The sequence below is a fragment of the Nocardia sp. NPDC127526 genome, from assembly GCF_042672265.1.
Taxonomy (GTDB): Bacteria; Actinomycetota; Actinomycetes; order Mycobacteriales; family Mycobacteriaceae; genus Nocardia.
The window spans coordinates 509,232-536,067 of the sequence record NZ_JBHXVO010000003.1 but is presented as its reverse complement, the minus strand read 5'-3'; the positions used below and the strand labels follow the sequence as shown (position 1 = coordinate 536,067).

Annotated in this window: 24 protein-coding genes; 8 read left to right on the top strand and 16 right to left on the bottom strand. The window is 68.3% G+C overall.

Annotated elements, in window-relative coordinates:
• Positions 1 to 11: 11 nt before the first annotated feature.
• A complete protein-coding gene (locus tag ACFVIV_RS08610; RefSeq protein ID WP_379194152.1) occupies positions 12 to 1,268 on the bottom strand; it encodes an AAA family ATPase in 1,257 nt (418 codons plus the stop codon).
• Positions 1,269 to 1,350: 82 nt separating this feature from the next.
• A complete protein-coding gene (locus ACFVIV_RS08605; protein WP_379194151.1) occupies positions 1,351 to 2,052 on the bottom strand; it encodes a hypothetical protein in 702 nt (233 codons plus the stop codon).
• A 394-nt stretch (positions 2,053 to 2,446) separates the two neighbouring features.
• On the opposite strand from ACFVIV_RS08605, the gene ACFVIV_RS08600 reads away from it, so the two are divergent.
• Positions 2,447 to 3,685, top strand: a complete 1,239-nt coding sequence (locus tag ACFVIV_RS08600) for an APC family permease (RefSeq protein ID WP_379194150.1) — start codon at positions 2,447 to 2,449, stop codon at positions 3,683 to 3,685.
• Between the two features lie 46 nt (positions 3,686 to 3,731).
• Positions 3,732 to 5,087: a serine hydrolase domain-containing protein gene (locus ACFVIV_RS08595; RefSeq protein WP_379194149.1), complete on the top strand. Its 1,356-nt coding sequence runs from the start codon at positions 3,732 to 3,734 to the stop codon at positions 5,085 to 5,087.
• 3 nt (positions 5,088 to 5,090) lie between these two features.
• On the opposite strand, the gene ACFVIV_RS08590 is transcribed toward ACFVIV_RS08595, so the two are convergent.
• Positions 5,091 to 6,329: a helix-turn-helix domain-containing protein gene (locus ACFVIV_RS08590; RefSeq protein ID WP_379194148.1), complete on the bottom strand. Its 1,239-nt coding sequence runs from the start codon at positions 6,327 to 6,329 to the stop codon at positions 5,091 to 5,093.
• A 232-nt stretch (positions 6,330 to 6,561) separates the two neighbouring features.
• On the opposite strand from ACFVIV_RS08590, the gene ACFVIV_RS08585 reads away from it, so the two are divergent.
• On the top strand, positions 6,562 to 6,762 hold the full coding sequence (locus tag ACFVIV_RS08585) for a hypothetical protein (protein WP_379194147.1): 201 nt from the start codon (positions 6,562 to 6,564) through the stop codon (positions 6,760 to 6,762).
• Between the two features lie 102 nt (positions 6,763 to 6,864).
• Here ACFVIV_RS08585 and ACFVIV_RS08580 read toward each other — a convergent pair whose 3' ends face one another.
• From ACFVIV_RS08580 to ACFVIV_RS08570, 3 genes are all read right to left on the bottom strand, one after another.
• On the bottom strand, positions 6,865 to 7,899 hold the full coding sequence (locus tag ACFVIV_RS08580; protein WP_379194146.1) for an aspartate-semialdehyde dehydrogenase: 1,035 nt from the start codon (positions 7,897 to 7,899) through the stop codon (positions 6,865 to 6,867).
• A gap of 4 nt (positions 7,900 to 7,903) precedes the next feature.
• Positions 7,904 to 9,169 (bottom strand): aspartate kinase, encoded by a 1,266-nt coding sequence (locus ACFVIV_RS08575; RefSeq protein WP_379194145.1) that lies wholly within the window; start codon positions 9,167 to 9,169, stop codon positions 7,904 to 7,906.
• Positions 9,170 to 9,268: 99 nt separating this feature from the next.
• A complete protein-coding gene (locus ACFVIV_RS08570; protein ID WP_379194144.1) occupies positions 9,269 to 9,712 on the bottom strand; it encodes an SgcJ/EcaC family oxidoreductase in 444 nt (147 codons plus the stop codon).
• Positions 9,713 to 9,805: 93 nt separating this feature from the next.
• On the opposite strand from ACFVIV_RS08570, the gene ACFVIV_RS08565 reads away from it, so the two are divergent.
• Complete coding sequence (locus ACFVIV_RS08565) at positions 9,806 to 10,270, top strand: MarR family winged helix-turn-helix transcriptional regulator (RefSeq protein ID WP_379194143.1); 465 nt, start codon at positions 9,806 to 9,808, stop codon at positions 10,268 to 10,270.
• Between the two features lie 152 nt (positions 10,271 to 10,422).
• Here ACFVIV_RS08565 and ACFVIV_RS08560 read toward each other — a convergent pair whose 3' ends face one another.
• Complete coding sequence (locus tag ACFVIV_RS08560) at positions 10,423 to 10,983, bottom strand: dihydrofolate reductase family protein (RefSeq protein WP_379194142.1); 561 nt, start codon at positions 10,981 to 10,983, stop codon at positions 10,423 to 10,425.
• Positions 10,984 to 11,113: 130 nt separating this feature from the next.
• Between ACFVIV_RS08560 and ACFVIV_RS08555 the strand changes: the two genes are divergently transcribed.
• The 3 genes from ACFVIV_RS08555 (at position 11,114) to ACFVIV_RS08545 (ending at position 13,311) form a co-directional block, all read left to right on the top strand.
• On the top strand, positions 11,114 to 11,305 hold the full coding sequence (locus tag ACFVIV_RS08555; RefSeq protein ID WP_379194141.1) for a DUF1918 domain-containing protein: 192 nt from the start codon (positions 11,114 to 11,116) through the stop codon (positions 11,303 to 11,305).
• 161 nt (positions 11,306 to 11,466) lie between these two features.
• Positions 11,467 to 12,039, top strand: coding sequence for an SRPBCC family protein (locus ACFVIV_RS08550; protein WP_379194140.1), 573 nt, complete (start codon positions 11,467 to 11,469; stop codon positions 12,037 to 12,039).
• 66 nt (positions 12,040 to 12,105) lie between these two features.
• A complete protein-coding gene (locus tag ACFVIV_RS08545; RefSeq protein WP_379194139.1) occupies positions 12,106 to 13,311 on the top strand; it encodes a low temperature requirement protein A in 1,206 nt (401 codons plus the stop codon).
• 8 nt (positions 13,312 to 13,319) lie between these two features.
• Here ACFVIV_RS08545 and ACFVIV_RS08540 read toward each other — a convergent pair whose 3' ends face one another.
• The 7 genes from ACFVIV_RS08540 to ACFVIV_RS08510 form a co-directional block, all read right to left on the bottom strand.
• Complete coding sequence (locus ACFVIV_RS08540; protein WP_379194138.1) at positions 13,320 to 14,102, bottom strand: ion transporter; 783 nt, start codon at positions 14,100 to 14,102, stop codon at positions 13,320 to 13,322.
• Between the two features lie 67 nt (positions 14,103 to 14,169).
• The gene (locus tag ACFVIV_RS08535; protein WP_379194137.1) at positions 14,170 to 15,798 is read right to left on the bottom strand and encodes a GMC oxidoreductase; all 1,629 of its coding nucleotides are present in this window, start codon (positions 15,796 to 15,798) and stop codon (positions 14,170 to 14,172) included.
• A 134-nt stretch (positions 15,799 to 15,932) separates the two neighbouring features.
• Positions 15,933 to 16,643, bottom strand: a complete 711-nt coding sequence (locus ACFVIV_RS08530; RefSeq protein WP_379194136.1) for a type 1 glutamine amidotransferase — start codon at positions 16,641 to 16,643, stop codon at positions 15,933 to 15,935.
• A complete protein-coding gene (locus ACFVIV_RS08525; protein ID WP_379194219.1) occupies positions 16,640 to 17,872 on the bottom strand; it encodes a MurT ligase domain-containing protein in 1,233 nt (410 codons plus the stop codon). Before ACFVIV_RS08525 ends, ACFVIV_RS08530 begins: the two co-directional genes overlap by 4 nt.
• Before the next feature lie 52 nt (positions 17,873 to 17,924).
• Complete coding sequence (locus tag ACFVIV_RS08520; protein WP_379194135.1) at positions 17,925 to 18,545, bottom strand: pyridoxamine 5'-phosphate oxidase family protein; 621 nt, start codon at positions 18,543 to 18,545, stop codon at positions 17,925 to 17,927.
• An 86-nt stretch (positions 18,546 to 18,631) separates the two neighbouring features.
• Complete coding sequence (locus ACFVIV_RS08515) at positions 18,632 to 20,392, bottom strand: FAD-dependent oxidoreductase (RefSeq protein ID WP_379194134.1); 1,761 nt, start codon at positions 20,390 to 20,392, stop codon at positions 18,632 to 18,634.
• Between the two features lie 29 nt (positions 20,393 to 20,421).
• On the bottom strand, positions 20,422 to 21,396 hold the full coding sequence (locus ACFVIV_RS08510; RefSeq protein ID WP_379194133.1) for an EamA family transporter: 975 nt from the start codon (positions 21,394 to 21,396) through the stop codon (positions 20,422 to 20,424).
• 303 nt (positions 21,397 to 21,699) lie between these two features.
• Here ACFVIV_RS08510 and ACFVIV_RS08505 point away from each other — a divergent pair, with 303 nt between their 5' ends.
• Positions 21,700 to 22,629, top strand: coding sequence for a LysR family transcriptional regulator (locus ACFVIV_RS08505; protein WP_379194218.1), 930 nt, complete (start codon positions 21,700 to 21,702; stop codon positions 22,627 to 22,629).
• A gap of 163 nt (positions 22,630 to 22,792) precedes the next feature.
• Here ACFVIV_RS08505 and ACFVIV_RS08500 read toward each other — a convergent pair whose 3' ends face one another.
• Together ACFVIV_RS08500 and leuA are read right to left on the bottom strand one after the other, a co-directional pair.
• Positions 22,793 to 24,631, bottom strand: a complete 1,839-nt coding sequence (locus ACFVIV_RS08500) for a MinD/ParA family protein (RefSeq protein ID WP_379194132.1) — start codon at positions 24,629 to 24,631, stop codon at positions 22,793 to 22,795.
• A gap of 210 nt (positions 24,632 to 24,841) precedes the next feature.
• A complete protein-coding gene (gene leuA, locus ACFVIV_RS08495; protein WP_379194131.1) occupies positions 24,842 to 26,641 on the bottom strand; it encodes a 2-isopropylmalate synthase in 1,800 nt (599 codons plus the stop codon).
• Between the last annotated feature and the right edge of the window lie 195 nt (positions 26,642 to 26,836).

Sequence of the window (26,836 nt, the reverse complement as noted above, 5' to 3'; positions counted from 1 at the left end):
GGACTCGGACCTCACCGCGGTTTCATACCGCGCATATAGTTCGCCAACTCGTCGTAGGTCCCGTCGTTATTGGCGAATTCGACCACATTGCGGGCGGATTCGAACCAGGCGGTCGAGCTGGGCCGGATCTGGCTCATGGCCTGCTCGATATCGGGCATGCCGATGGGCCGGACCGTGCCGGTGCGCAGCGAGTCGGCCATGGCCAGCTGGGTGGCGGAAGTGCACACATGCGCCAGGTCCGCGCCCGAGAAGCCCTCGGTGCGAACGGCTATCGCCTTCAGATCGATGCCTTCGACGGGTCGGTCCCGCAGATGATGGCGGAGGATCGAGACGCGGGCCTCCGGATCCGGCAGGGTCACCAGGATCATGCGGTCGAAGCGCCCCGGGCGGCGCAGCGCCACATCGATATCCCACGGGTGATTGGTCGCGCCGAGGATGTAGACGCCCTCGTTGTCGCCGGTGGCCGAATCCATCTCGGTGAGCAGCTGATTCACCACGGTGCGCAGACCGGCGGAGCCGGACATCTGGCTGCGCCGGTAGCCCAGCGCGTCGACCTCGTCGATGAACAGGACGCAGGGGGCGTTGCGACGGGCCATCTCGAAGATCTGGTGCAGATTGCGCTCACTCGCGCCCAGATGGATATCAAGGATCTCGGCGATCTCGATGGGGTAGAAGTTCGCGCCCAATTCGCCCGCCACGGCGGAGGCGATGAAGGTCTTGCCGCAACCCGGCGGACCGTAGAGCAGCAGACCGCCCCGGGCGCTCGTGCCGAAGGCCTTGGCCAGCTCCGGATTCCGCAGCGGGCCGAGCAGCGAGAGCTCCAACTGCCGCTTCACGTCCGCCATGCCGCCGACCTCGTCGAGACGTACCCGCGGCCGTTCGAACAGGCCGGTATCGCCGGGGCCGACGACCAGGGGTTCACCGTCGTCGGCGATGAAGGCGGGCTTGATGATGTCGCCGACCTCACGTTCGGCGGCAGCCCAATCGAATCCACCGGCCCCGGCGGGCGCCGGGGGTTGCGGCGGCGTCGCCGGAGCCGGGGTCACCGCCGGTTCGCCGCCGGCCAGCGCCGCCGTGCACCGCTGTAGCAGTTCCAGCACCTGTGCGTTGCCCGGGTCCTGAGCGAGAGCCGCACCGCATTGACCCAGCGCATCCGAATATCGGCCCTGCGCGGCCAGCAACTCGATCACCCGAAGCCGAACCGGCAACAACTCCGGATTCGATTCGAGCATGGTCAGCAACTCGGTGAGAACCGAATGTTCGCTCAACGCTCCCCCACAAGAACAAGTGATCTTTCACGAATGCTAATCGGCCGCACCGACTCCGGGCGAACGGAGATCCGCGGGCCGACTACCGAGCCGGTGTGGTCAGCGGCGGGCGGAGGTATGAGGGCGGGATGCTGACCGGCCGATAGGTGGTTGCCCAGGGGTTGTACACGGCGGTGGGATGCACGGGGAGGTCGCGGTCCTGATTGTTCTTCGTATCCGATATGGCCACTTCGACCAGGAGGCCCACCACGAATGTGCCCACGCCGACGACAATCTTGATGATGAGGCCCCAGTCCGTAGGGTCGTATGTGTCGACGGGTGCAAGACGGGTTGGGCGCGGGGCCGTAGGCCGGTGCACGCGGCGGGGGACGGCCGCAGCGGCGCGGGCGCGGTCGATGCGCTCGCGCAGGTGGTCGATCCGGGTGTCGCGGGGATCGAGGGTGGCGGCGCGGTCCAGGGCGCGGAGGGCGTCGGCTTGGCCCAGCCATTGCAGGGACAGGGCTCGGACGTAGTGGTTCTCGGCCTTGCCGGGCTCGAGTTCGACGGCTCGGCGGGCCGCCACCACGGCATTCAACCGGCGTTCGTCGATCTCGCGGACATCCCGATCGACCTCGCGGGACAGCTGCAGTTCAGCCAAGGCCCGGATTCGCCACACCCGGCCGCTGTCGGGGAGCTCCGGCTCGGCTGTCGCGCACAGTTCGAGCGCTCGTTCGGACTCGCCGATTCGGACCGCCGTTTCGGCCTCGTCGAGAAGGACAGTGGCGCCATCGATCGAGCTGTTCATCCCCGCTGACCTTTCGAGCTGATTCACACGAAAGTCACGGCGGCCGAAATCGATTCGGCTGCCCACCCCCGGAGAACACTGTGCGTAGGGGCGAAATGTTATCCGGTGGGGGTGGCAATCCACCATCGGATTGCGTTGCGCGGATCACAGCCGGTCGGGCGGAATAGATATCGGGGGGTCGCGGTTGAACCCCACTGTCGGCGTCCTGGACAGCCCCGGGCCGCACCCCTTGTCGCTTCGAGCGACCCCTCGCCGAGAGGCGCTTGTCGGGCGTCGGCTTTCACTTCGCGGTATGCCGCGAGCGCGCGCCGCCAGGACCCCCCGCCTGGCGGCGTTTCGCGTATCCGGGAGTCGTAGCGCGCGGATTGCGGCCGGCTCACCGATGATTGGGCGCATGAGCGATGAACCCGAGCTGCGGCGGCGCCTCGGATTGAGCGATTCCGTGGTGATCGGGCTCGGGTCCATGGTGGGGGCGGGGATTTTCGCGGCGCTGGCGCCCGCGGCCGCGGCGGCGGGGTCGTGGCTGTTGCTCGCGTTGGGGATCGCTGCCGTGGTGGCGTACTGCAATGCGACCTCGTCGGCGCGGTTGGCGGCGGTGTATCCGGTATCCGGGGGGACGTATGTGTACGGGCGGGAGCGGCTCGGGGACTTCTGGGGGTATCTGGCCGGGTGGGGGTTCGTGGTCGGGAAGACCGCCTCGTGTGCGGCCATGGCCTTGACGGTCGGGAGCTATGCCTGGCCGGAGCAGGCGCGGGCGGTGGCGGTGGGGGCGGTCGTGGTGATCACCGCGATCAACTATGCAGGAGTGCAGAAGTCGGCGCTGGCGACCCGGGTCATCGTCGGCGCGGTGCTGGTGGTGCTCGCGGTGGTGGCGGCGGTGTGCTTCGCCGGAGACCATGGCGGTGCCGCCGCGCTGCCGGATCGGATCGGACCGCGCGGGGTGCTGGAGGCGGCGGGGCTGTTGTTCTTCGCCTTCGCCGGGTACGCGCGGATCGCGACCCTCGGTGAGGAGGTGCGGGATCCGGGGCGGACGATTCCCCGGGCCATTGCGCTGGCGCTGGGTATCGCGCTGGCCGTGTACGCGGTGGTGGCGGTCGCGGTGCTGCTGGTGCTCGGGTCGGCGGGGCTGGCGGCCGGGGCCGATCCGCTGGCGCGCGCCGTGACCGCGGCCGGGGTGGACGGACTCGCGCCGGTGGTCCGGGTGGGCGCGGTGCTGGCGGCGGCCGGGTCGCTGCTGGCCTTGATCCTGGGGGTGTCGCGGACGACCCTGGCCATGGCGCGGGACGGGCATCTGCCGCGGGCGCTCGCGGCGGTGCATCCGAAATACGAGGTGCCGCATCGGGCCGAGCTCGCGGTGGGGTTGATCGTGGCGGTGGTGGCGGCGAGTTTCGATATTCGCGCGGCAATCGGGTTCTCGTCGTTCGCGGTGCTGGCCTACTACCTGATCGCGAATATTTCGGCGGGCACGCTGAGTGTTTCGGAAAACCGTCCGGCGCGGGCGATTCCGATAATCGGCGCGCTGGGATGCGGTGTCGTCGCGCTCTCCCTGCCGATGAGTTCGGTGATCGCGGGCGCGGCGGTGCTGGCGGTCGGGGCGATCGCCTATTGGGCGCGGAAATTCGCCACGCGGTGAACGTTTCAGCAGGGAGGACGGCGGGACGGGCGATAGCCTGAAGCCCATGGTGCGCATGCGCAGGGGGTTGGCCGGCGCGGTGGCGGCGGTTCTGACAGCGGGCAGCGTGATCTTCGGCGGCGGATTCGCACAGGCGGATACGGGGGAATTGCGCTGCGCGGAGCCGGTGGGCCGGGAATTCGAGCGGGCGTCCCCGGAAGCAGCCGGGCTGGACGCGGAGCGGCTGGACGACGCGCTGGCCTTCGCCGCCGGCCGAAACCGGCTGAACGTCCAGGTGTTTCGCTACGGCTGTCTCATCGGCGAGGGTCCCTCGAACGAGCTGACCGGACCGGTGGCCTGGAATGTCTGGAGCGTCACCAAGAGCATTGTGTCGCTGCTCGCCGGAATCGCCTGGGATCAGGGCAGACTCGATATCGACGCACCCATCGACGCGTATCTGCCGCCGGGACTGGGCGATGCGGCGCATCGGGCGATCACGGTGGAGAACCTGCTCACCGAGACCTCCGGACTGCGGATCGGCGTGGTCACCGAGGGCATCACCGGCGTCATACCCGTCGACCCGTTCAGCGCCGTCCAGGCGCTGGCCCTGCCGTTCGACGATCCGCCGGGCACCGAGTTCACCTACAGCCAGCGCAATGTGGACCTGCTCGCGTACGTCATCGAACTGGCCGTCGGGGAGTCCCTGCAGGACTTCGCCCAGCGGGAACTGTTCGGGCCCATAGGGATTGCGCGCGAGGACTACTACTGGGCCCGGGACCGGTCGGGCCACACCTACGGCTACGCGCATCTGATGATCCCGCCCGACGACCTGTCCCGGCTCGGCCTGCTCGTCGCCAACGGCGGCCGCTGGCACGGCGCACGGATCGTCTCCGAGGACTACCTGAGGCGCGCCGTCACCCCGTCGGACACCTACCGCTGCTACGGCTATCTGTTCTGGCTCGGCGCGGACTGCGCGGAGAACCCCGCCTTCCTGCCCGGGGACACCTATTCCATGTCCGGGCTGGGGCTGCAGCACGTCTACGTCATCCCCAGCCTGGACCTGCTGGTGGTGTGGACGGGCGTCTTCGGCGTGCACACCACCCGGGGCGTGAGCGGAATCGTGCAGTACACCGAGGAACCCGCGTACGAGTTCTTCCGGCAGCTGTTCGCCGCCTTCCACGACCGCCCCGTCCCCGATCCCGGGCAATTCGTCGAACCTCCGCTGCAAGTCGACTACAGCAAGTTCTTCGACACCGAGATCGCGCTCGCCGTCTTCGGTCTCGGCCGGTACGCCTACCCCGGCTGTGATGTGCACGCCTGCTTGAACATCCCCCTCTCGGCGCCGTTCACCGACGCACCGCCCGGCTGCCTGCTGCTGGCATGCGTCGGCCCGGATCCGCGCACACCCGGCATTCGCGAGTAGGCGCTAGGGTGTCACCGCCGCCCGGCCCGCGAGCTCGCGCAGTTCGTCGGCCGGCCGCCGGCCCGCGAACTGCAGCAGATCGCGGACGACCTCGCGCGCCCGATGATCGGTGCGCACCAGTTCCGGCGTCAGCCGTTCGGCGGTGAGCAAGGCCGCCAAGGCTTCCTGCGCCTGCCGCCGCTGCGCGTGCGCCCGGGCCACGTCCACCAGGAAGCGGGCCTGCCGCTCCGGGGACAGGACCGTGGCGTCCACGGTGCGGGCGGTATCGAGAGCCTCACCGGCATCGCCCAATTCGACCGCCACCGCCACCGCGTGCACAGCCACGCTGGTCGGACCGAATTCGGTGTCGAAGTCGTTGCGGCCCTCGCCGAGTCGCTCCGCGGCGGTGCGCGCCGCGGCCAGGCCCGCGCGCGCCGCCAGCCGATTCCCGTCGGTCGCCGCGATCACCGCCAGCATGAGCTGCAGAGATCCGTAGAGCGACAGCACTTCCGGCCGGCACAGCGTCTCGTCGCCGATCTGCGGCGCGAGTGCCGTCACCGAGACCCGGGCCGCCTGTTCGGCTTGCTCGAGTCGCTGCAAGCGCAGGAATGCCTGTGCCATGCGGTAGGTTCCGGCCACCACGCTGAGCGCATCACCGGATTCCTCGGCCGCGGTGAGCGCCCGATCGGCGGCCACCCACGCGGCATCGACCTCCTCCTGCCGGGTGAACGCGGTCGCGGCCACCTGGTAGGCGCGCGACAGCAGCGTCAGCACCTCCGGCCGCTTGTCGCTGGTGATCCGGGCGGCGTGCTCGAGCTCCGGAATCAGTTCCAGCAGTGCGCCGCCGACTTCCACCAGCCGCGATTCGTGTGCCAGCTGCCAGGCGATATCGACGCGCTGTTGCAATCCGGGCAACGTGTCGGCCGACTCGCGATCGGCCTCGTCACCGAAGAGCTGCTCCAGGGCGGGATGCCCGGTGAGCAGCAACCGCAACTGCTCGAAGACGACGGATCCGGCGCGATGGCCGTCCCCGCGGTCGGCGGCCATGGGTTCGGCCGCCTCCGGCCGCAGATCCCGCACCGCCACGCCGAGCACATCGGCCAGTCGTTGCAGCACCGACAATCGCTCGACGGGAAGTACATCCCGTTCGACCTGCGACACCCAGCTTTCCGAGCGCCTGATCGCCGCGCCCAGCTCTTTCTGCGATAGTCCCCGCCGCCGGCGTAACTCCGCTACCCGTGCCCCAAGGGTACTTTCGGCCACCGGGTCAAACTCCTTCTGCCTGATCGGCTTTCCCGGCCGTCACCGCCCGCTGGTTTCGCCGATGTCCTTCATGCCCTTCTCCTTCCCGATGGGATCTGCCGACAAGGATTCCAGAACCGGCGAGCTTACGGCGCACAGTATGGAACATGTATTTTTCTTATTGCACCGCAATTTTTCTGTGTTTACCGTTTGAAGAGGACCCGTCGAACCGAACGGACGACAAGGGGTGGTCATGAGCGTGGCACCCGGAACACGCGAAGTTCATGTGCGCCTACGCTTTCCCGGTGGCATGGTGCTCGACTACCGCACCGAACGCACAATTGCCGAACGCCTCGCAAGACACCTGCGACCGCACTGCATTGAAGTGACGATCGACGGGATGGCGATAGATCATCTGCCGCCCCTCCCCTGTGCCGAACTTTGGACCGATTGATCCCTAATCAAACTTACCGATATTTCGGATATTTGGCGGGAGATACGAAACGGGCCGCCCGATCCCGAGGGATCGGACGGCCCGTTTTCCGTTTCGGCCGGATCAGCGATCGGCGAGCAGAACCTCGGCGATCTGAATGGTGTTCAGGGCGGCGCCCTTTCGCAGGTTGTCGCCCGAGATGAACAGAGCCAGGCCGCGGCCGTCCGGAACGCCCGGATCCTGGCGGATGCGGCCGACGAGGGATTCGTCGATGCCGGCGGCGGCCAGCGGAGTCGGGACGTCGGTCAGCTGCACGCCGGGGGCGGTGGCCAGCAACTCCTGCGCACGCGCCACCGAGAGCGGCTCGGCGAACTCGGCATTGATGGACAGCGAGTGACCGGTGAAGACCGGGACGCGGACGCAGGTGCCGCTCACCGCGAGATCCGGGATGCCCAGGATCTTGCGCGACTCGTTGCGCAGCTTCTGGTCCTCGTCGGTCTCGCCGGAATCGTCGTCGACCAGCGAGCCCGCGAGCGGGATCACGTCGAAGGCGATGGGCGCGACGTACTTGTTCGGGGCCGGGAACCGGACGGCGGAACCGTCGTGCACCAGCTTCTCGGCATCGCCGATGACGGCGCGCACCTGGGAGGCCAGCTCCTCCACGCCGGCCAGGCCGGAGCCCGAGACCGCCTGGTAGCTGGACACGATCAGCCGGCGCAGGTTCGCCTCGTCGTGCAGCACCTTGAGCACCGGCATGGCGGCCATGGTGGTGCAGTTCGGGTTGGCGATGATGCCCTTGACCAGGTTGCGGGTCTGCTCCGGATTGACCTCGGAGACGACCAGCGGCACCTCGGGATCCTTGCGCCAGGCCGAGGAGTTGTCGATGACGGTGACGCCGGCGGCGGCGAAGCGCGGGGCCTGCACGCGGGACATGGTGGCCCCGGCCGAGAACAGCGCGATGTCCAGACCGGACGGATCGGCGGTCTCGGTGTCCTCGACGACGATCTCCTGGCCGCGGAAGGGCAGCTTGGTGCCGGCCGAGCGCGAGGAGGCGAAGAAGCGCACCTCATCGGCCGGGAAGTCGCGCTCCTCCAGCAGCTTCCGCATGACGGCGCCGACCTGACCGGTCGCGCCGACGACGCCTACGCGTACTCCCATGGCTCTACCGTCCCGTTCCGGCGTGCACGACCGCCACTTCGTCGCCGCCCAGATCGAAGGCCTGGTGCAGCACCTTCACGGCCTCGTCCAGATCGGTGTCCTTGACCAGCACCGAGATCCGAATCTCGGAGGTGGAGATGAGGTCGATGTTGATCCCCGCCTCGGCGAGGGATTCGCAGAAGGTGGCGGTCACGCCCGGGTGCGACTTCATGCCCGCGCCGACCAGCGACACCTTGCCGACGTGGTCGTCGTAGACCACCTGCGAGAAGCCGATATCGCCCTGCCGCTTGGTGAGCAGCTCGACGGCGCGCGGGCCGTCCAGCTTGGGCAGGGTGAAGGTGATGTCGGTCTTGCCCGTCTCCACCTTCGAGATGTTCTGCAGCACCATGTCGATATTGATCTCGGCATCGGCGACGGCCCGGAACACCTTGGCGGCGTAGCCCGGCTCGTCCGGAATGCCGACCACGGTCACCTTGGCCTCGCTGCGGTCGTGCGCGACGCCCGTGAGGATTGCTTGCTCCAAGGGGATGTCCTCCATCGATCCGGTAATCAGGGTGCCTTCTTTATCCGAGTACGACGAGCGCACGTGGACCGGCACGTTGTAGCGGCGCGCGTACTCGACACAGCGCAGCATGAGAACTTTCGCGCCGCAGGCGGCGAGCTCGAGCATCTCCTCGAAGGAGACGGTGTCGAGCTTCTGGGCGTCGGAGACGATGCGCGGGTCGGCGGAGAAGACGCCCTCCACATCGGTGTAGATCTCGCACACATCGGCGTTCAGCGCGGCGGCGAGGGCGACGGCGGTGGTGTCGGAGCCGCCGCGGCCCAGCGTGGTGACGTCCTTGGAATCCTGGGACACGCCCTGGAAGCCGGCCACCAGCACGATGGTGCCCTCGGCCAGTGCGTCCTGGACGCGGCCCGGGGTGACGTCGATGATCTTGGCATTGCCGTGCGTGCCGGTGGTGATCACGCCGGCCTGGGAACCGGTGAAGGACCGGGCCTCCGCGCCGAGGGAATGAATGGCCATGGCCACCAGCGCGTTCGAGATGCGCTCACCCGAGGTGAGCAGCATGTCCATTTCGCGGGCCGGGGCCGCGGGGGCCACCTGCTGGGCCAGGTCGAGGAGCTCGTCGGTGGTGTCACCCATGGCCGAGCACACGACGACGACATCGTGGCCCTGCTTCTTGGTCTCGACGATCCGCTCGGCGACCCTGCGGATGCGCTCGGCGGTGGCGACCGAGGATCCTCCGTACTTCTGGACGACGAGAGCCACGGTGGGAATCCTCCAAGATCGACAAACTGCTGCTACCGATCCCCAAGACTACCGAGCCGGGTCCAGCGGATTTGCGCTACCTCCCGGCTGTGATCCACGTTATGCCGCGGGCCGGGGGTCGTGCCGGGTGGAAAGCATTGTCAGCAACCAGTTCTGCTTGGTGTTGTGGAATGCCGCGACCCGCCACCGGCCGGCCTCGCGAATCATTACGAACAGATTGACCTTCGTGTTGAAGCGGTTGCGCCGGCGCTTGCCCTTCACCACCGCGCCCTTGCCGTGCACGAGCGCCACCTCCGGCGTCAGGAATCGCACCGCGGTGACCTCGCCGTCGAGCCGGGTGCCCCGCTGCCATTTCTCGAAGACCGGCTGATGCATGGCCTCTATATCTGCGCGGCCCTTGTAGCGCGGGCCGAAGAAGGTGACGTAGTCGGCGTCCTCGGTGAACTCGGCGGCGAAGGCGCGGGCGTCGGCCGCGGCCCAGGCCTGGTTCAGCCGGTCGAAGACGGCGCGGACGGCGGCTTCGTCGGTGACGTGCGTGGTCATGACAGCTCCTAATTACTTGATCTGTTCATTAACTGAATTGATCAATAGTTGAATGAGTAAGATACTGCCCGGGTAAGACTAAGCTGTCAAGCAATGACGAAGAAGCAGGAAGAACTCGGGGCCGCGCTCACGCTCGCCGCCCAGCGCACCGCCACCGATGCGGTGATGATGCATCAGGCCATGGCCGATCGGCTGGGCCTGCACGTGACGGATCTGCGCTGCCTGAACATGCTGCGCCTGGACGGACCGGCCACGGCCGGGGAGCTCGCCCAGCGCACGGGGCTCACCACGGGGGCCATCACCCGCATGATCGACCGGCTGCTGAAGGCCGGATTCGTGCGGCGGGAGAACGATGCACGGGATCGGCGGCGGGTCATCATCACCGCGGTCGCCGAGCGCATCGACGAGATAGCGCCCCACTACGAGGTGCTGGCAAGCGAATTCGGGAAGATATCCGCCGGTTACACCGTCGAGCAGCTGGAATGGCTGCTCGAGGTGTTCAACCGGCTGCACGAGACTTCGGTGCGGGTCACCGGGCTACTGCGCGAACGCGCCTGAGCTGCTTGGCCTGCCGGCCGCGGTCGGCCCGGATCTTCGACCTGCCCGGATCCTGGAAGCGCCGCTGGATCGCGGCCGGGTAGGTGCTGGTCTGCTTTCGCATGGGAATACCGCCTTGTCCGTTGAGAATCAGGATGATCGGGTCGAAGTGATCAGGCTCGGTCGAGCCAGGTGACCGTCGCGCCATTGCCGAACTCCTCTCGCTGCGTGACCTTGAACTGTGTGGGCCGGAACCCGGCAGCGAACATCGGGATGCCCGCACCGGCGATCACCGGATAGCTCTTGACGATCAGCTGGTCGATCTCGTCCATGAGGGCGCCGGCCAGCCGCGCGCCGCCGCACAGCCAAATGTCCTTGCCCGCTTGCTTCTTCAGCCCCCGCACGAACTCCGCCGGATCGCCGGTGACCTGCTCGATTCCGGGTTCGTCGATGGTGCGCGAGTTCGTCCAGACGTACTGCTTCAAGTGGCCGTACGGATTCGCCTGGCCGCCCGCCTCGTAGGTGGCGCGGCCCATGAGCACGGTGTCCCAGTGCACGTTCGGCACGCCGTCCAGGCCCGCCTGCGAGCGGAACATGGCCGCTACCGATTCCGGATACCGCCGGCAGATCCAGGCCGCCATGTCCTGATCGAGCGGATAGAAGTCGTACTCACCCTGCGGACCAGCGATGTAGCCGTCGAGCGAGACCGCGACGTAGTAGACAAGCTTTCGCATCTTTAACCGCCTCGTTTGTTGTACTTCGTTCGTAGTGATTAGAAATGTAGTACTACGTCTGGAGTGGTGTCAACGGGCAAATGTGGCCGGAACCTTGTGACGCGCGTCACGAGCGGAGAAAATTTCAGTCATGCGAGCGAACATCGGCGACCAGCTTGTGGTGCACGGCCGCAATGTGGGCCTGCCCAACCACACCGCGGAGATCATCGAAGTGCGCGGCGACGACGGCGCGCCGCCGTATGTCGTGCGATTCCCGGACGGGCACGAGAGCCTCGTCTTCCCGGGCCCGGATGCGGAGGTGTTGCCCCCGGACGGCGGCTAGCCGACCGATTTTTATGTTTTCGTACGGTTTATTCCGATTCCCTTGGCTGCCAGCAGTATTCACAGCTCAACCCGGCCGCAGGGGTCCCGCGGGGCGGTCGACGCAGTTGACTCTCGAAGCGACGCTGGTCACAATCGGGCCTCAAAGCTGGAGGGTTTGGAATGCGTACTAAGAACGATCACCGGTTCGTCATCGACATCGATCCCGATCAGGTGATGGAGGCGTTGCTCCTGGTCGAGCAACTGCCCGACTGGTCGCCTTCCCACCAGGACGTTCGCGTCGCCACCCGCGACAAGCTGGGCCGCCCCAAACGGGTCTACGTCTCCGCCAACATCATGGGCCGCCCGGACCGGCAGGTCGTCGAATACACCTGCACCGAGAACAAGGTCGCCTGGAAGGTCACCGAGAGCAGCGCCGGCGCCGGCGGCCAGGGCTGGTTCGAACTCGCCGAGCTCGAGGACGGCAGCACCGAGGTCTGGTACCACACCGAGGTCTACCTGCCGATTCCCGCGCCCGGCATGCTGCTCAAGCGCGGCGCGCGGCGCGAGGGCGAGGCGACCATCGCCAATTTCGTCGCCTTCGTCGAGGCGCTCACCGGCGTCGAGGGCCTGGCCGACGGACCGGCCGATCTCGAGGAAATGCCCTACGCCGACTCCGTGGGTTACGAACCCGCAACCAACAATCCGTGGCTGCATCACGGCGGCAAGTTCGAGCCCGGTTTCGGAACCGCCTGACGCCAACAGCGAACACGCCATATTTGGGGGCTGTTTCGGGGGCTTGCACATTGCAAGATGTCCCCTATGCCCGGTGCGCAACGCTCCCGTATGACGAAGGTCGAGGAAAACGCCTCCGTCACCCAGCTGGAACTCTTCTTCGACCTGGTGATCGTCTTCGCCTTCACCATGGTCACCGACCTCGCCGCGCACGAGACCACAGCGGTCAATATGCTGCGCGCGCTCCTGATCCTCACCATGCTGTGGTGGGCGTGGATCGCCTACTCCTGGCTCGGCAATGTGGTCAAGGCCGATGAGGGCATCGTGCGGGTGGCCATGTTCGTGGCCATGGGCGCGGTCTTCGTCATCGCGCTGACCATTCCCGAGGCCTTCCACGATCTGGCGGGCGGCTTCTACGGGCCGCTGGTGTTCGTCATCGCCTATCTCGTGGTGCGTCTGGTGCACCTGGCGGTGTTCTTGCTCGCCAGCGCCAATGACGCGCAGCTACGCGGTCAGGTGGTGCGCTGGGCGGCCGGATCACTCAGTGTCTCCGCCACTTTCCTGCTCATCGGCGCCTTCACCGACGGCGGCTGGCAGATCGGGCTGTGGTTCGTGGCGCTCGCGGGCGACATGTTGTGGACCCAGTTCGCGGGCACCGACTGGCGGCTCAACTCCGTCAAGCACTTCGCCGAACGCTACGGGCTGATCATCATTATCGCGCTGGGCGAATCCATCGTGTCCATCGGCATCGGGGTGGCCGGGCTGCCCATCGACTGGCCCATCATCGTGGGATCCATGCTGGGACTGGCGGTTTCCGGACTGCTGTGGTGGGCCTACTTCGACGTGGCGGCGCTGACGGTGGAGCACGCCATGCACCACGCCACCGGGGCGCGACGCATCCAGATCGCGCGAAACTGCTACACCTACTGGCATTTCCCGATGATCGTCGGCGTCATCGCGCTGTCGCTGGGGCTGAAGAAGGTGCTGAACTACGTCGGCGACGGGACCGACCACACGCTCAGCGACGCGCTGCACGGCATTCCGCTGTTCGCGCTGTACGGCGGCGTGGTGGTGTATCTGCTCGCGCTGGTCGGGTTCAAGCATTACGCCACGGGGAACCTGGGTGTGCATCGACTGGTGGCGGCGCTGCTGCTGCTCGTTCTGATACCGCTGGCGAACGTGCTGCCCGCGCTGGCGGCGCTGGGCATGCTGTGCGCGGTGCTGGCGGCGCTGATCGGCTGGGAGACCGTGCGCTACCGGGATCCGCGCGAAGAGATCCGGCACGCGCACTAGCGGAGCCGCTACTGGGCGGGCAGCCGGTGGTTGATCGACTCCGGCACCCGCACCCCCTCGCGGACGGCATCGCGCATCTGATTCACGTTCTCCCGCAACACATCGGCGACCAGTTCGTCGGTGCGCGGATCGGCGAGCACCTGGAAGACGATGCGGAAGCTGGCGTCGGCGATGCCGCGAATGATGTCCTCGTGGAAGGGGAGATAGCGGACACGGCCCAATTGCGGGTCCTTGCGAATGAGCTCGACGATCATCTCGTCGATCTCACCGCGATTCTCCTCCAGCGCATTGGCGATATTGCGGGTGTAGTGACCGGTGCGCAGCACGTGCGCCACCTCGTCCAGCACGGCCATGGTGACCGGGCGCTTGATGGTCTCGACAATGGTGCCCACCGAACGGTTCACGATGGCGGCGGTGACCCGGTCGCCGAAGGCGCGATCGGCCACGCGGGCCAGGCGGACCACGATCACCACGATGCGCAGCAGCCGGAAGGCGCGGAAGAAGGGGCTCGTCACCGGGATCATGCCCAGGACCTCGTACCAGTAGACGAACGGGAAGGTCCAGCTCCAGCCCTCCCGCCGCCAGCGCCACAGGAATTCGGCCGCGAAGATCGCGCAGATGGCGTAGTCGAGGATCTGGATGGTGCGGTAGGTATGGCCGGAGACCGGGAAGAAGGTCACCCAGACGACCAGCACCACCGACGCCACGGCCAGGGCGAGCATGAACCAGTCCGTCCACAGGGCCGGCGGTTTGCGCGGGAACTCCGGATCCGGTGCACTGGCCTCGATCACGCCGACCCCTTCCACATCGAACGGTCCCGCGCCAGCGTAATCGGCCGCGCCGAGGACCGGGGAAGGTCTACCGACCTGCGCGAATGATCGCCTCGATATTCCGTTCCGCCACCGCCGTGATGGTCAGCGACGGGTTCACCGTGGCCGTGCTGCCCGGCAGGGCGGCGCCGTCCATGACGTACAGACCCGGGTGCCCGTGCACGCGGCCGTGCGCGTCCGTCGCCCGCCCGAGCACCGCGCCGCCGAGCGGATGGGCGGTGAAGAAGGCATTGGCGTCGTAGCCGATCGGGGTGTAGTCGACCGAGGACCCGCCCTTGGCGGCAATACGATCGTCCACGGTGCGGCAGGCCGCGAGCACTTGATCCTGGGTGGCTCGCGACCACGACAGCCCGACCGAATCGCTGCCCCGGTGGTACCCGAAGCGGGCGCGCGTCGGGTCCAGCACCATGCCCAGCGAGGCGATGGCGCCGGTCTCCACGGGAATGCCCGGGACATACCAGTTTTCGAGGGTCAGCGGTACGCCCGACTCGTCCAGGATGCGGCTCGCGCTCGGCACGCCGCCGCCGGTGCCGGTGGGTGTGCTGAAGCTGCGCGCCAGCACCACATCGCCATTGGTGCCCCAGCCGTCGCCGATGTACTCGTTGAGCTGCGGCAGCGCGCCGGTTGCCTGGGCGCGCACCAGCAGCTCCGAGGTGCCGACCGAGCCCGCGCCGAGGAACAGGCGATCACAGGTGAGGGTGCGGGTGGCCTGCACCTGACCGGTGGGGGCCAGCTTCGTCACCTTGACGACGTATTTGCCATTGGCGTCCTGGCCGATGGAATCCACGCGATGGCCCGGGTAAATGGCCGACTTGCCGGTGGCCTCCGCGTAGCGCAGATAGTTCTGGTTCAGATCGAACTTGGCGCCATTGGAATTGCCGAGATTGCTGCGCGAGGCGGTGGCCGAGGCGCGCGAGGTGCCCGCCAGTTCGGCCCGGATGACATCCCAGTTGAAGATCGAATCATTGGCCTGCGGTTGATAACCCGCGGCCCGCACCTGCTGATCCCAGATGCGGGAATGGGCGAAGGGCGCGGAGTTGTACACATCCGCGGGCATGGGGCTCAGCCGCAGCATCTGCCGCACGCGGGGGTAGTAGACCCGGTCCAGCTCGTCGTAGTCGACCACGCCGCCGAAGACGGCGTCGAACAGATGCTTGGGCGGTGCCACCATGGCGCCGGTGAAGATGACCGAGCCGCCGCCGACCGCCGCGGCCCGCCACACGTCGATGCCGGGATATTCGGTGACATCGAGCACGCCGCCGAAATCGGCGAAGGACATGGGCACCTTGGTGACGCCGGTGAAACTGGTGCGATGCCAGAAGCCGCGGCCGTCGGGCAGATCGTCGCCGGTGAAGATCTCCCGCCACGGATCATTGGGCCAGCGCGAGCCGCGCTCCAGCACCGTGTTCTGCACGCCGGCCTCGGCCAGCCGCAGCGCCGTGACGGCCGCGCCGAATCCGGAGCCGATGACGATGGCCTCCGAGTGCTCGGGCGGGTTCGGAAGGGGCGCAAAGATTTCCGGCACCCATTCCGCGAAGAGCGCGTTCCATACCGGATTCGCGGACGCGGCACCCGTACCGCGCACGGCGGCACCCGTTCCCACGCCCGCCAGCAGAGCCGCCACCCCGGCAGCCTTCAACACGGCGCGCCTGCGCAACCGGCCACCTCCCTCATCACATATGGCCGCGCGCGACACTACCGGGAGGAGGGCACCGGCTCAACACGTTCGAAAAGAACCGGCCGGAATTAATGCCGATAAGCTATTATTCGCCGCGCACCGGACTCATATCCTCAGGCGCGCAAGCGTTCCCGGCGCAGCTGGTCGACCTCCGGAAGATCCAGCGGCGGCAGGGAATCCACGCCCAGGGCGCGGGCCAGCAGCAGGTCGGCGAGCTCGGGATTGCGGGCCAGTGCCGGACCGTGCATGTAGGTGCCGATGACCGAACCCTGGACCACGCCCTCGAGGCCGTCGCCCACGCCATTGCCGACGCCGCGGGTGACCCGGGCCAGGCCGGTAGCCTCGCCGCCGAGTTTGGTTCCGCCCCGGTGGTTTTCGAAGCCGGTGAGGGGCTGGGAGAGACCGGGGATCAGGGGCGCGGTGGCCACCTCGCCGATGGCGCGCTTGTCCTGCGGGGAGGTGGTGACGTCGATGAGGCCGACGCCGTCGACGCGTTCGCCGGAGGAGGTCTCGTACCAGTGGCCGAGCACCTGGATGGCCGCGCAGATCGCCAGCACCGGGGCCCCGCGGCCCGCGGCCTGCTGCAGGCCCGGATAGCGCTGCAGATGCCGGGTGGCCAGCCGCTGCGCGGAATCCTCCGCACCGCCGAGGGTGTAGATGTCGAGCGAGTCGGGAACCGGGTCGCTCAGCGAGATTTCGACGATCTCGGCGTCGTGGCCGCGCATGCGGGCGCGCTGGCGCAGCACCACCGCATTGCCGCCGTCACCGTAGGTGCCCATCACATCGGGCAGGACGAGGCCGATTCGAAGCGTTGATTCGGTCATGCGCGGGCGGCCGCCTTCTCCTCGAGGTCGCGGTTCAGATCGCGGAACGCGGTGTAGTTGGCGAGCACCTCCACCCGGCCGGGCGGGCAGGAGGCGATGGCGCGCAAGGGATCCGCGATGGTGGTGTGCTCCACGCCGGCGTAGGTGAGGCGCACGGCGAGGTCGGTGGCGCGCTCCCCGGCGGCGACCACCTGGGTGCCTTCGAAATGTTCGAAGCGGACATCCCACAGCCAGGACAGATCCTCGCCGTCGGGCACCTGGCCGTTGACCGCGATGACCAGACCCGTTGCGGCCGGGTCGATCATGGACAGCGCCTCCTGCCAGCCCGCCGGATTCTTGGCCAGCAGCAGGCGGGTGCTGTGGCCGTTGATCTCGACGGTGCGGTAGCGGCCCGCGATCTCGCGGACGGTGGCCGCCGCCGCGGTGGCCCGCGCCGGATCCGCGCCCAGGGCCGCCGCCGCGGCGACCGCCTGCGCGGCGTTGCCGCGGTTGGCCCGGCCCGGAAGGGCAAGGGACAGCGGGATTTCCAGCCCGTCGGGGCCGTAGAGGGTGTGCTCGTCGACGCGCCACTGCGGTTCGGGGCGTTTGAAATCGGCGCCCGTGCTGTACCAGTGCTCGCCCTCCCACACGATGGGCTCACCGCTGCGCGGGCAGCTGGTGGCGTCCACCGCCCAGCCGCTGCCCGCCGACACCCACACCACATTGGGGTGGTCGTAGGCGATGGAGGTGACCAGCACGTCGTCGCAGTTGGCGATGAGCACCGCGTGCGGGTGCTTCGCCATGCCGGCGCGCAGGCGGCGCTCGATCATATTGATCTCGCCGACCCGGTCCAGCTGATCGCGGGACAGGTTGAGCAGCACCACCGCGGACGGGTTCAGCGCATCGGCGACATGCGGCAGATGCAGCTCGTCGACCTCGATGGCGGCCAGCCCCGCGGTGCGATTCGCGGTGAGCGCGGCCACGATTCCGGCGTCCATGTTCGCGCCGTCGGCCTGGGTGGCGACCGGGCCCAGCGTCTGTAGCGCCGCGGTGGTCATGCGCGTGGTGGTGGACTTGCCATTGGTGCCGGTGATCAGCACCGTGCGCCGGCCGCGGCCCAGCTGGGTCATGATCGTCGGATCGATCTTCAGCGCGATCAGGCCGCCGATCATGGAGCCCTTGCCGCGCCCGGCCGCCTGCGAGGCCCACGACGCCGCCGTCGCCGCCCGCAACGCCAATCGTCCCCGCATCGAGATGTCTGCCACGACGCGAGTTTATGGGGATGGCGGGTGTGACGTGCGATCAGGTGTTGTACAGCAGCTTCTCGTAGTGCTCGCCGTAGTGCCGCTCCAGCTCCTCCACCGATTCGGAGATCTGCGGCTGCACCTCCTTCACCAGCTGCGCCTGGCTGGGCAGGGTGACCTCGGCCCACTGCTCGGGCTTCCACAGATTGCTGCGCAGGAAGGCCTTGGCGCAGTGGTGGAAGATGGTGTCGATATCGACCTCGATGGCCATGATCGGGCGATGGCCGCGCACCACCATGTCGTCGAAGTACGGGGCCTCGCGGATCAGGCGGGCCCGGCCGTTGACCCGCAGGGTCTCACCGCGGCCGGGGATCAGGAAGATCACGCCGACGTGCGGGTTGCTCAGGATATTGAGATAGCCGTCGGCGCGGCGATTGCCCGGGCGCTCCGGAATCGCGATGGTCTTGTCGTCGAGCACCCGCACGAAACCGGCGGGATCGCCCTTCGGGGAGGCATCGCAATTGCCGTCGGCGTCGCTGGTGGCCAGCACCAGGAACGGGGAGGCCGCGATCCACTCCCGATCGCGGGGATGCAGGAGGGCGCGTTCCTTCTTGACGGTGCGCTCGGCGGGGGTGCCGAGGAGTTCACGTAGTTCGGCGGGGTCGGTGATCTCACTCATCACTCGATTCAACGGTGAACCGCGCTGGAGCACCAGTGATTTGTGAGAAACCTGGCCCGCACACCCCCTTACCCCTCGCACGGTCGCTAGATCGGAACGTCGAAGAGGTTGGGCTGCCCGGCCGCGTACCTGGCGATATCGAGCTGCCGGAAGGGCTCGAGTTCGGCCGCGCGATACAGCGAGAACAGCTTGCAGCGCGGCGCGTCCGAACCGGTCACCTCGAGGATCTTGTTGACCGCGGTCCGCGCCGACTCCGACGCGCCTTCCATAGTCGCCAGATCCACGCCGGTGCGCACGTAATCGCCCGCCAGGAACAGGTTTTCGATGGCCGGCTGATGCGATTCCGGGCGCAGCGCCCAGGAACCGGCGGTATTGATCAGCAGCGGATCGGCATTCACATTGCGGCGGTTGGCCGCATCCCAGGTGATGCCGGTGTCCAGGAACCAGGAGTGCAGATCGTCATCGCGCAGCAGATCCTCGCGATCGTTGAGGTGCGCCTGCAGCTGCGCCCACACCTCGCGGGCGATCTCGTCGTGGGTGCATTCCTTGGCGGGCTTGCCGTAGAGGATGCCGGGGGTGTTCCAGTCGGAGATGTCGACCGACAGGCAGTCCCGCACGGTGCCGTCGCCGAGGTCGGTCATCGGGGTGCGATTCCAGAACTGTTGCTGCGCAATGGAAGTCAGCGACCATGGGGAATCGACGTAGGCGGCGTGACCGCGCACGATAGTGGTGGGGTTCTTCAGGAAGAACTGGATGCCGGTCATCCAGTCCACGACCAGCTGGCTCATGCCCGCCAATTCCGGTCGCAGCGCCAGGATTTCGGGCGTCCACAGGGTGCGCGCCACCTCGACCGGCATGGCGGCGATGAAATGGTCGGCCTCGATGCGGGATCCGCCGGCGGTGGTGGCGGCGGCGATGCGGCCGCCGCCCACTTCCAGGCCGCGCACCTCCGCCTGCACGAATTCGACGCCCAGATCGCGCAGCAGGGCCGTCCACGGGTCGATCCACGATTCGGTGGTGGCGCCGTTCAGCAATCGGTCCAGCGGACCGTCATTGGCGATCTCGAGCGGATTGCCCAGGAACTGCTCGCCCATATTGCCGATGGTGCGGGTGCTGGCCAGATCGTCCTTGGCCGCCACCAGCAGCGTGGTCAGGGTGCGGGAGAGCAGCATGCGGAATTCCCGGGACCGCTGGCCCGCACCGACGTACTCCTTCCAGGAGATGTCGTCCCACTGGCCGTAGCGGCGGGCATCGCAGCTGGAGTTGAAGACCAGCAAGCGATTGGCGAAGAACAGCGCGTCCGCGGTCGGCATCTTGGCCGAGGTGGAGATGGCGGAGCCGACGGTCTCACGGAACTGGTCCGGGGTGGCCCAGGACTTGAACGCCTTGCCCAGCGGCAGGATGACATCGTCGGCGTCGCGGCGGGAGAAGCGGGCCTCCGGGGCGGCGACCAGGTTGTCCCACACGCCATTGGCATTGCCCGCGAACGGGATTCGCCGCATGGTGTCCGGGAGGTGCCGGTAGAAGCCGGGAAAGAAACGGAACCCGTGCTCACCCCACAGCTCCGGGCGGCCGTCGCGGCCGCTGCCGGGCACCCGGATGCTGCGCGCCTTACCGCCCAGCGCCCGGCGCTCGTAGACCGTCACCGCGAAGCCGCGCTCGGCGAGCTCGTGCGCCGCGGTCAGGCCCGCCACGCCGCCGCCCAGTACGGCCACGCGACGGCCCGGCGCCGCGGTCGCCGAGGTGGGGCGCAGTGCGCCCGCGCTCACCGCCCCCGCTACAGCCCCCGCCGCGACCGCGCCCCGCAGCACCGTCCGCCGCGTGACGGACCTCCGCTGTCCTGCCATCCCTGCTACCTCCCACGCTGGGAGGAATCCTAAGCAGCGGGAACCGGCACCGGGTCCGTAGGGGTGATCTTTTTCGGACCGAAGATTCTCCAGCGGGCCGGGATAGCTATCCGGCTGCCCGCGGACGTGGCGGTGAACGCACCGATGATCACGATGAGAGCGCCCAGCAGCGACAGCGCCGAGGGGGTCTCGTTCAGGAACGCCCAGGAGGCGCCGATGCCCACCACCGGGACCAGTAGCGAGAGCGGGGCGACCGTGCCGGCCGGGTAGCGGCTCATCAGATAGGTCCACAGGCCCGAGCCCGCGATGGTGCCCAGCAGCACGATGTAGGCGAGCGCCGCGAAGGCGGGCCAGCCGCTCGGCGAGAAGGAGGCCGCCAGCGCGCGCCAGCCGGTGGCGGGGCCCTCGGTCAGGGCGGACAGGGCGAACATCGGGATGGGCGGCACGACGGCCATCCACAGTGTGAGGTGCAGCGGATTGACCGGGTGATCGGGCGACGCGTCCGCGCCGGCGACCGCCAGCCGCGATCCGATATTGCCGAAGGCCCAGCCCAATCCGGCCGCCAGCGTCAGCAGCAGGGGCAGCAGTGCGGCGTGCTGCGCGCGATCCCAGCCGATGACGGCCATACCGGCCATGGCGACCGCGATGCCCAGCAGCTGAATCCCGCGCAGCCGTTCCTTCAGCAGCAGCGCGCCCAGCATGACCGTGAACGGCGCCGAGGACTGCAGCACCAGCGACGACAGCCCCGTCGGCATCCCGGCGCGCATGGCCGTGAACAAGAAGGCGAACTGCAGGATCCCGAATCCGGTGCCGTACAACAACAGCCACCGCCACGGCACATTCGGCCGCGGAATGAAGAACAGCACCGGCAGCGCGATGACCGCGAATCGCAGCCCCGCGAAGAAGAACGGCGGGAAGTGGTCCAGGCCCACTCGGATGGCGAGGAAGTTCAGCCCCCACAGCACCACCACAGTGAGCCCGAGCAGGCGATCGCGATTGGTCATGCGGAAAATTCTGGGGCCATCGATAGGTAAGAACAATCGAATAATTCTGCACCAATAATGTAGTACAACTTAACTATGCCGCAGGCCGATCCACCCCACCCCGCGGACCAGCACCCCCCGCGCACCGTCCCGCCTCCACGCCGCATCCCCAACCCTGCCCGGCAAACGCCCCGGAGGTCTGGACCCACGGGCAACCCGGCCACGTCGGCGCATGAGGAAGCCGGACCAGCGCACGAGGAGGCCGGACCTTCGGATCGGGCCGTGGCGGCGGGTCCCGCCGCCACGCGGATCGGTGCGACCGGCATGGCCGTCGAACGGCTGCGTGTGTTGCGGGAATTGGCGGATCGGGGGACGGTTGCCGCTGTGGCGCAGGCCCTTTCGATGACGCCGTCGGCGGTGTCGCAGCAGTTGAAGGTGCTGGCGCGGGAGGCCGGGGTGGCGCTGCTCGAGCCCGATGGGCGGCGGGTGCGGCTCACCGATGCCGGGCGGGCGCTGGTGGTGCGGGCCGATGAGGTCCTGGCCGCCATGGACCGGGCGGCGTCCGAAATGGCGTCGTATCGCGGATCGCCGCGCGGGCAGGTGCGGGTGGCGTTGTTCCCCTCGGGGGCGGCGCTGCTGTTGCCGCACGTGCTGGCGGAGTTGCGCGACAGCGGGGTGGACATCGTGGCGCGGGACGAGGATGTGCCGCCCATCGAGGTGCCGCGGCTGCTGGCGGATTACGACGTGGTGCTGACGCATCGGGATGAGCGCGGCCCGTCTCCCGGTGGGCCGCGGGTGCATTCGCGCGTGCTCATGCGGGAGCCGATCGATGTCCTGGTCGCGCCGGAGCACCGGCTGGCGCGCAATGGCGCCGTGGTGCCCGCCGAGCTGGCCGACGAGACCTGGCTGAGTGTGCGGGGCGGGTTCCCGGTGGACGATGTGCTGCGCTCGATCGCCACGGTGACCGGCGTGCAGCCGCGGATCGCCCAGCGGCTCAACGACTTCACCGTGATCGAGGCCCTGGTCGCCTCCGGCTACGGCGTGGCCCTCATGCCCCGCTATGCCAGCCGCAATCCGGAGCTGGTGCTGCTGCGACTGGCCGGGGTGCGCGCCGCCCGGCTCTACGACCTGGCCACGCGCCCGCACGCGGAGAAGCGGCCCGCCGTGGCCACCGTCCTGGCGGCCTTCCGGACCGCGGCCAAGCGCGCGACCGCCCCGGGCAATTCGGGCAAGCCAAGCAAGCCAACCGGCTGACCGGCTGACCGGCACGCCCACCCGCCTTGTCATTCCGGCGCGCTTTTGGCCGGAATCCACCGCGCCGCCGGAGATCCCGGCCAAGGGCACGCCGGGATGACCAACCGAAGTCGGTTCGCCGGGAAGACCAACGGAAGTCGGTCCGCCGGGACTGCCCTTGGGCTCAGCGCATCTGGTGCGGGTAGCCCTGCTGGGCGGCGTGGTAGCCGAAGTCGTCGGCGACCATGGCGGCCAGTTCCAGCAGCGCGCGCCGGGTGGGCTTGCTGACCAGTTCCAGGTCGATCTCCGCGCCCTCGGCCAGGTGGTCGTCGAAGGGGACGACCTGCACGGCGCGGGTGCGGTCCAGGAACAGCTTGCGCAGCTGGTCCAGGTCGACGGTGGAGGAACCTTTGCGAGAAGCGTTGACCACCACCACGGTTCGCTCCACCAGCTTGTGGTAGCCGTGGTGGTCGAGCCAGTCCAGGGTGGCCGAGGCGCTGCGCGCGCCGTCGATGGCCGGGGAGGTGACCAGCACCAGCGAGCTGGCCATATCCAGCACGCCGGACATGGCCGAGTGCATGAGTCCGGTGCCGCAGTCGGTCAGGATGATGTTGTAGAACTGCTGCAGGATGCCGATGGCCTTGCGGTAGTCGGCCTCGCTGAACGCCTCCGACACCGCCGGATCCTGTTCGGACGCGAGCACTTCCAGGCGGCTGGGGGCCTGGGAGGTGTGCGCCCGCACATCGGAGTAGCGGGTGATGTGGCTGTCCTCCAGCAGGTTTCGCACCGTGGAGCGGGTCTGCCGGGGCACCCGGTGGGCGAGCGTGCCCAGGTCCGGGTTGGCGTCGATGGCGATGACGCGGTCACCGCGCAGCGAGGAGAAGGTGGAGCCGAGACCGACCGTGGTGGTGGTCTTTCCGACGCCGCCCTTGAGCGACAGGATGGCGATCCGGTAGTCGCCGCGCACCGGCTGGTTCACCCGGTCCACCAGCTGCCGGTAGACCACATCCGCCGAGGACTCGCCCGGATTGATCATGCCGCCGGATGCCTTGTGCACGGCGCGGCGCCAGCCGCTGCGCGGGGCCTTGCGAGCCCGCTTGAGCAGGTTCAGATCATTGACCGACTGCCCCGGCTGCGGATGCTGCTGCCCGAAGGGCTGCTGCGGCTGCGGAAAACCCTGCGGCGGCTGCTGATTCCAGCCCGGCTGCTGATAACCCGGCTGCTGCGCGAAGCCCGGCTGTGACTGCTCGACCGGCGGCTGCGGTTGCGGCGGCGCGGGCGGCGGCGACCAGCTGTAGATGGGCCCACCCGGCTGATCATTGCCCGGCGCGAACTGCCCCTGCGACGGCCCGCCGAAATGCCCCGGCTCGGGCTGCGACTGCTGCTGTTCGGGCTGCGGCTGATCCGGGAAAACCCGGCGCACCATGCCATCCGGCCCGATCTCCTGCCGGATCTCGCCGTAGGGCGTCTCGTCGCGCACCTCACCGTACGACCCACCCGGCGGCGGAAACCCGCCCGGCGCACCGGGATTCGGCGGCGGCGCGAACTGCCCCGCATCCGGCACCGGGAAACCCCCGGTGGGCGCGAACCCCTGCGGCCCGGAACCGGAGAACGGCCCCTGCCCCTCGGCGGCCCCGTTCGGACCACCCTGGAATCCGGGCCCGCCGTACGGCCCGCCCGGGAACGGCGGCGCGCCTTCCGGCCCGCCGGCGAACGGGTTCGGACCACTGCCCGGCCCATACGGCCCCGGCGCGAACGGATTCGGCCCCTCGCCCGGCCCGGGCGGCGGGAATCCACCCGGCCCCGGACCCTCCGGCGAGAACACCGTGGTCTGGTCGATCGAATCCGGAACCGGCGGAAAGAACCCGGACCCCTGCTCCGCCTCGTCCTTGCCCTCTTCCGCCGCGGCGTCCTCGTCCCGTTCCGGCGCGCCCGAGGCGCGCTCGTCCGGTTCGATGTCGTCGGCGTCCACCGGCGGCCCCAGTTCGGGCTGCGAGGTCGGATTCTGATCTTTAGTGGTCACGTGTCCCCCATCTGTTCGACGGCTCGAACAGAGAGCTCGGCGCTAATGCGGAACAACGCTAGCATCACGCGCCCACTCACATCCTGGTCTGGTCAGTCTTCGCACCCCTCGGCAACTCGGCCGCAACCACGAGTTCACGGCCAAATACGACGGAACCCGCCCCGGCGATGCCGGAGCGGGCTCCTCGAATGCTGTTGATCGGCTTCGGTTTCAGCGGGTGCGGGCCGCCCGGTTGACGGCCGAGACCACGGCCCGCAGCGAGGCCGTCGTAATGGAGGTGGCGATGCCGACGCCCCAGGTCACCTTGTCTCCGACCTGGCATTCGACGTAGGAGGCGGCCTGGGCGTCGTCGCCCGCCGACATGGCGTGTTCGGAGTAGTCCAGGATGCGGATGTCGTAGCCGATGGCGGAGAGCGCGTCCACGAAGGCGGCCAGGGGGCCATTGCCTTCGCCGGAGATTTCCTGTTCGACGCCGTCGACCTTGACCACGGCCTCGATGTGGTCGACGCCGCCGTCGGTTTCGGAGGCGGTGACCTTCTGGCGGATGCGCTCCAGCGGGCGAATGGGGGTCAGGTATTCGTCGGCGAAGACGTCCCACATCTCCTTCGGGGTGACCTCGCCGCCCTCGCCGTCGGTGATCCGCTGGATCGCCTGCGAGAACTCGATCTGCAGGCGGCGCGGCAGCACCAGGCCGTGATCGGTCTTCATGATGTAGGCGACGCCGCCCTTGCCGGACTGCGAGTTCACCCGGATGACGGCCTCGTAGGTGCGGCCGACGTCCTTCGGGTCGATGGGCAGGTACGGGACCTCCCAGGTGATGTCGTCGACATCGGAGCCGGCGGCGTCGGCGGCGGCCTTCATGGCGTCCAGGCCCTTGTTGATGGCGTCCTGGTGGCTGCCGGAGAAGGCGGTGTAGACCAGGTCGCCGCCGTAGGGGTGGCGCTCGGCCACGGCCAGCTGGTTGCAGTATTCGACGGTGCGGCGGATCTCGTCGATATTCGAGAAGTCGATCTGCGGATCGATACCGCGGGAGAACATGTTCATGCCCAGCGTGACCAGGCAGACATTGCCGGTGCGCTCGCCATTGCCGAACAGGCAGCCCTCGATGCGGTCCGCGCCGGCCTGGTAGCCGAGCTCGGCGGCGGCCACGGCGGTGCCGCGGTCATTGTGCGGGTGCAGCGACAGCACGATGGAGTCGCGGCGGGCCAGATGGCGGCTCATCCACTCGATGGAGTCGGCGTAGACGTTCGGGGTCGCCATCTCCACGGTCGCGGGCAGGTTGATGATCAGCGGCTTGTCCGGCGTCGGCGCGATGATCTCGGAGACCGCGTCGCACACCTCGCGGGCGTAGTCCAGCTCGGTGCCGGTGTAGGACTCCGGGCTGTACTCGTAGCGCCAGTTGGTGTCCGGGTAGCGCTGCTCGACCTCCAGGCACAGCTTCGCGGCATCGGTGGCGATCTTCTTCACCGCGTCGCGATCCGCGCGGAACACCACGCGCCGCTGCAGGATCGAGGTGGAGTTGTAGAAGTGCACGATCACGTTCGGCGCGCCATTGCACGCCTCGAAGGTGCGCTGGATCAGTTCCGGACGGCACTGCGTCAGCACCTGGATGGTGACGTCGGCCGGAATCGCGCCGTCCTCGATGATCTCGCGCACGAAGTCGAAATCGGTCTGCGAGGCGGACGGGAAGCCGACCTCGATCTCCTTGTAGCCCATCCGCACCAGCAGATCGAACATGCGGCGCTTGCGGGCCGGGCTCATGGGATCGATGAGCGCCTGATTGCCGTCGCGCAGATCCACGGCACACCAGGACGGGGCGCGATCGATGATCTTGTCCGGCCAGGTCCGGTCGGGCAGCGTGATCGGCTCGACCTCCTCGGCGAACGGCCGGTATCGGAACACCGGCATGGAGGAGTTCTTCTGCTTGTTCCAGGCGGGCTGATCGGCCGGCGCCGGCTTGGCGGGCGCGGTGATGGAGCGGCCGGATACGAAGGCGTCTGCGGGTGACATGGCGATTTATCTCCGAGAGTGTGGCTGGATCCCAGGGTTGGGGTAGACCGGCACGACTAACACCCGCGACGGGAGCCAGTCCGTATCAGAACCCGTCGCGGCGGCCGAGGAGAAGAAGTGCCCGCTGCATGATGATCGGAGTTTACAGGTCGGCAATACCGCCCCGGAACGGGGGGAGGCGGGCGCCACACGAAT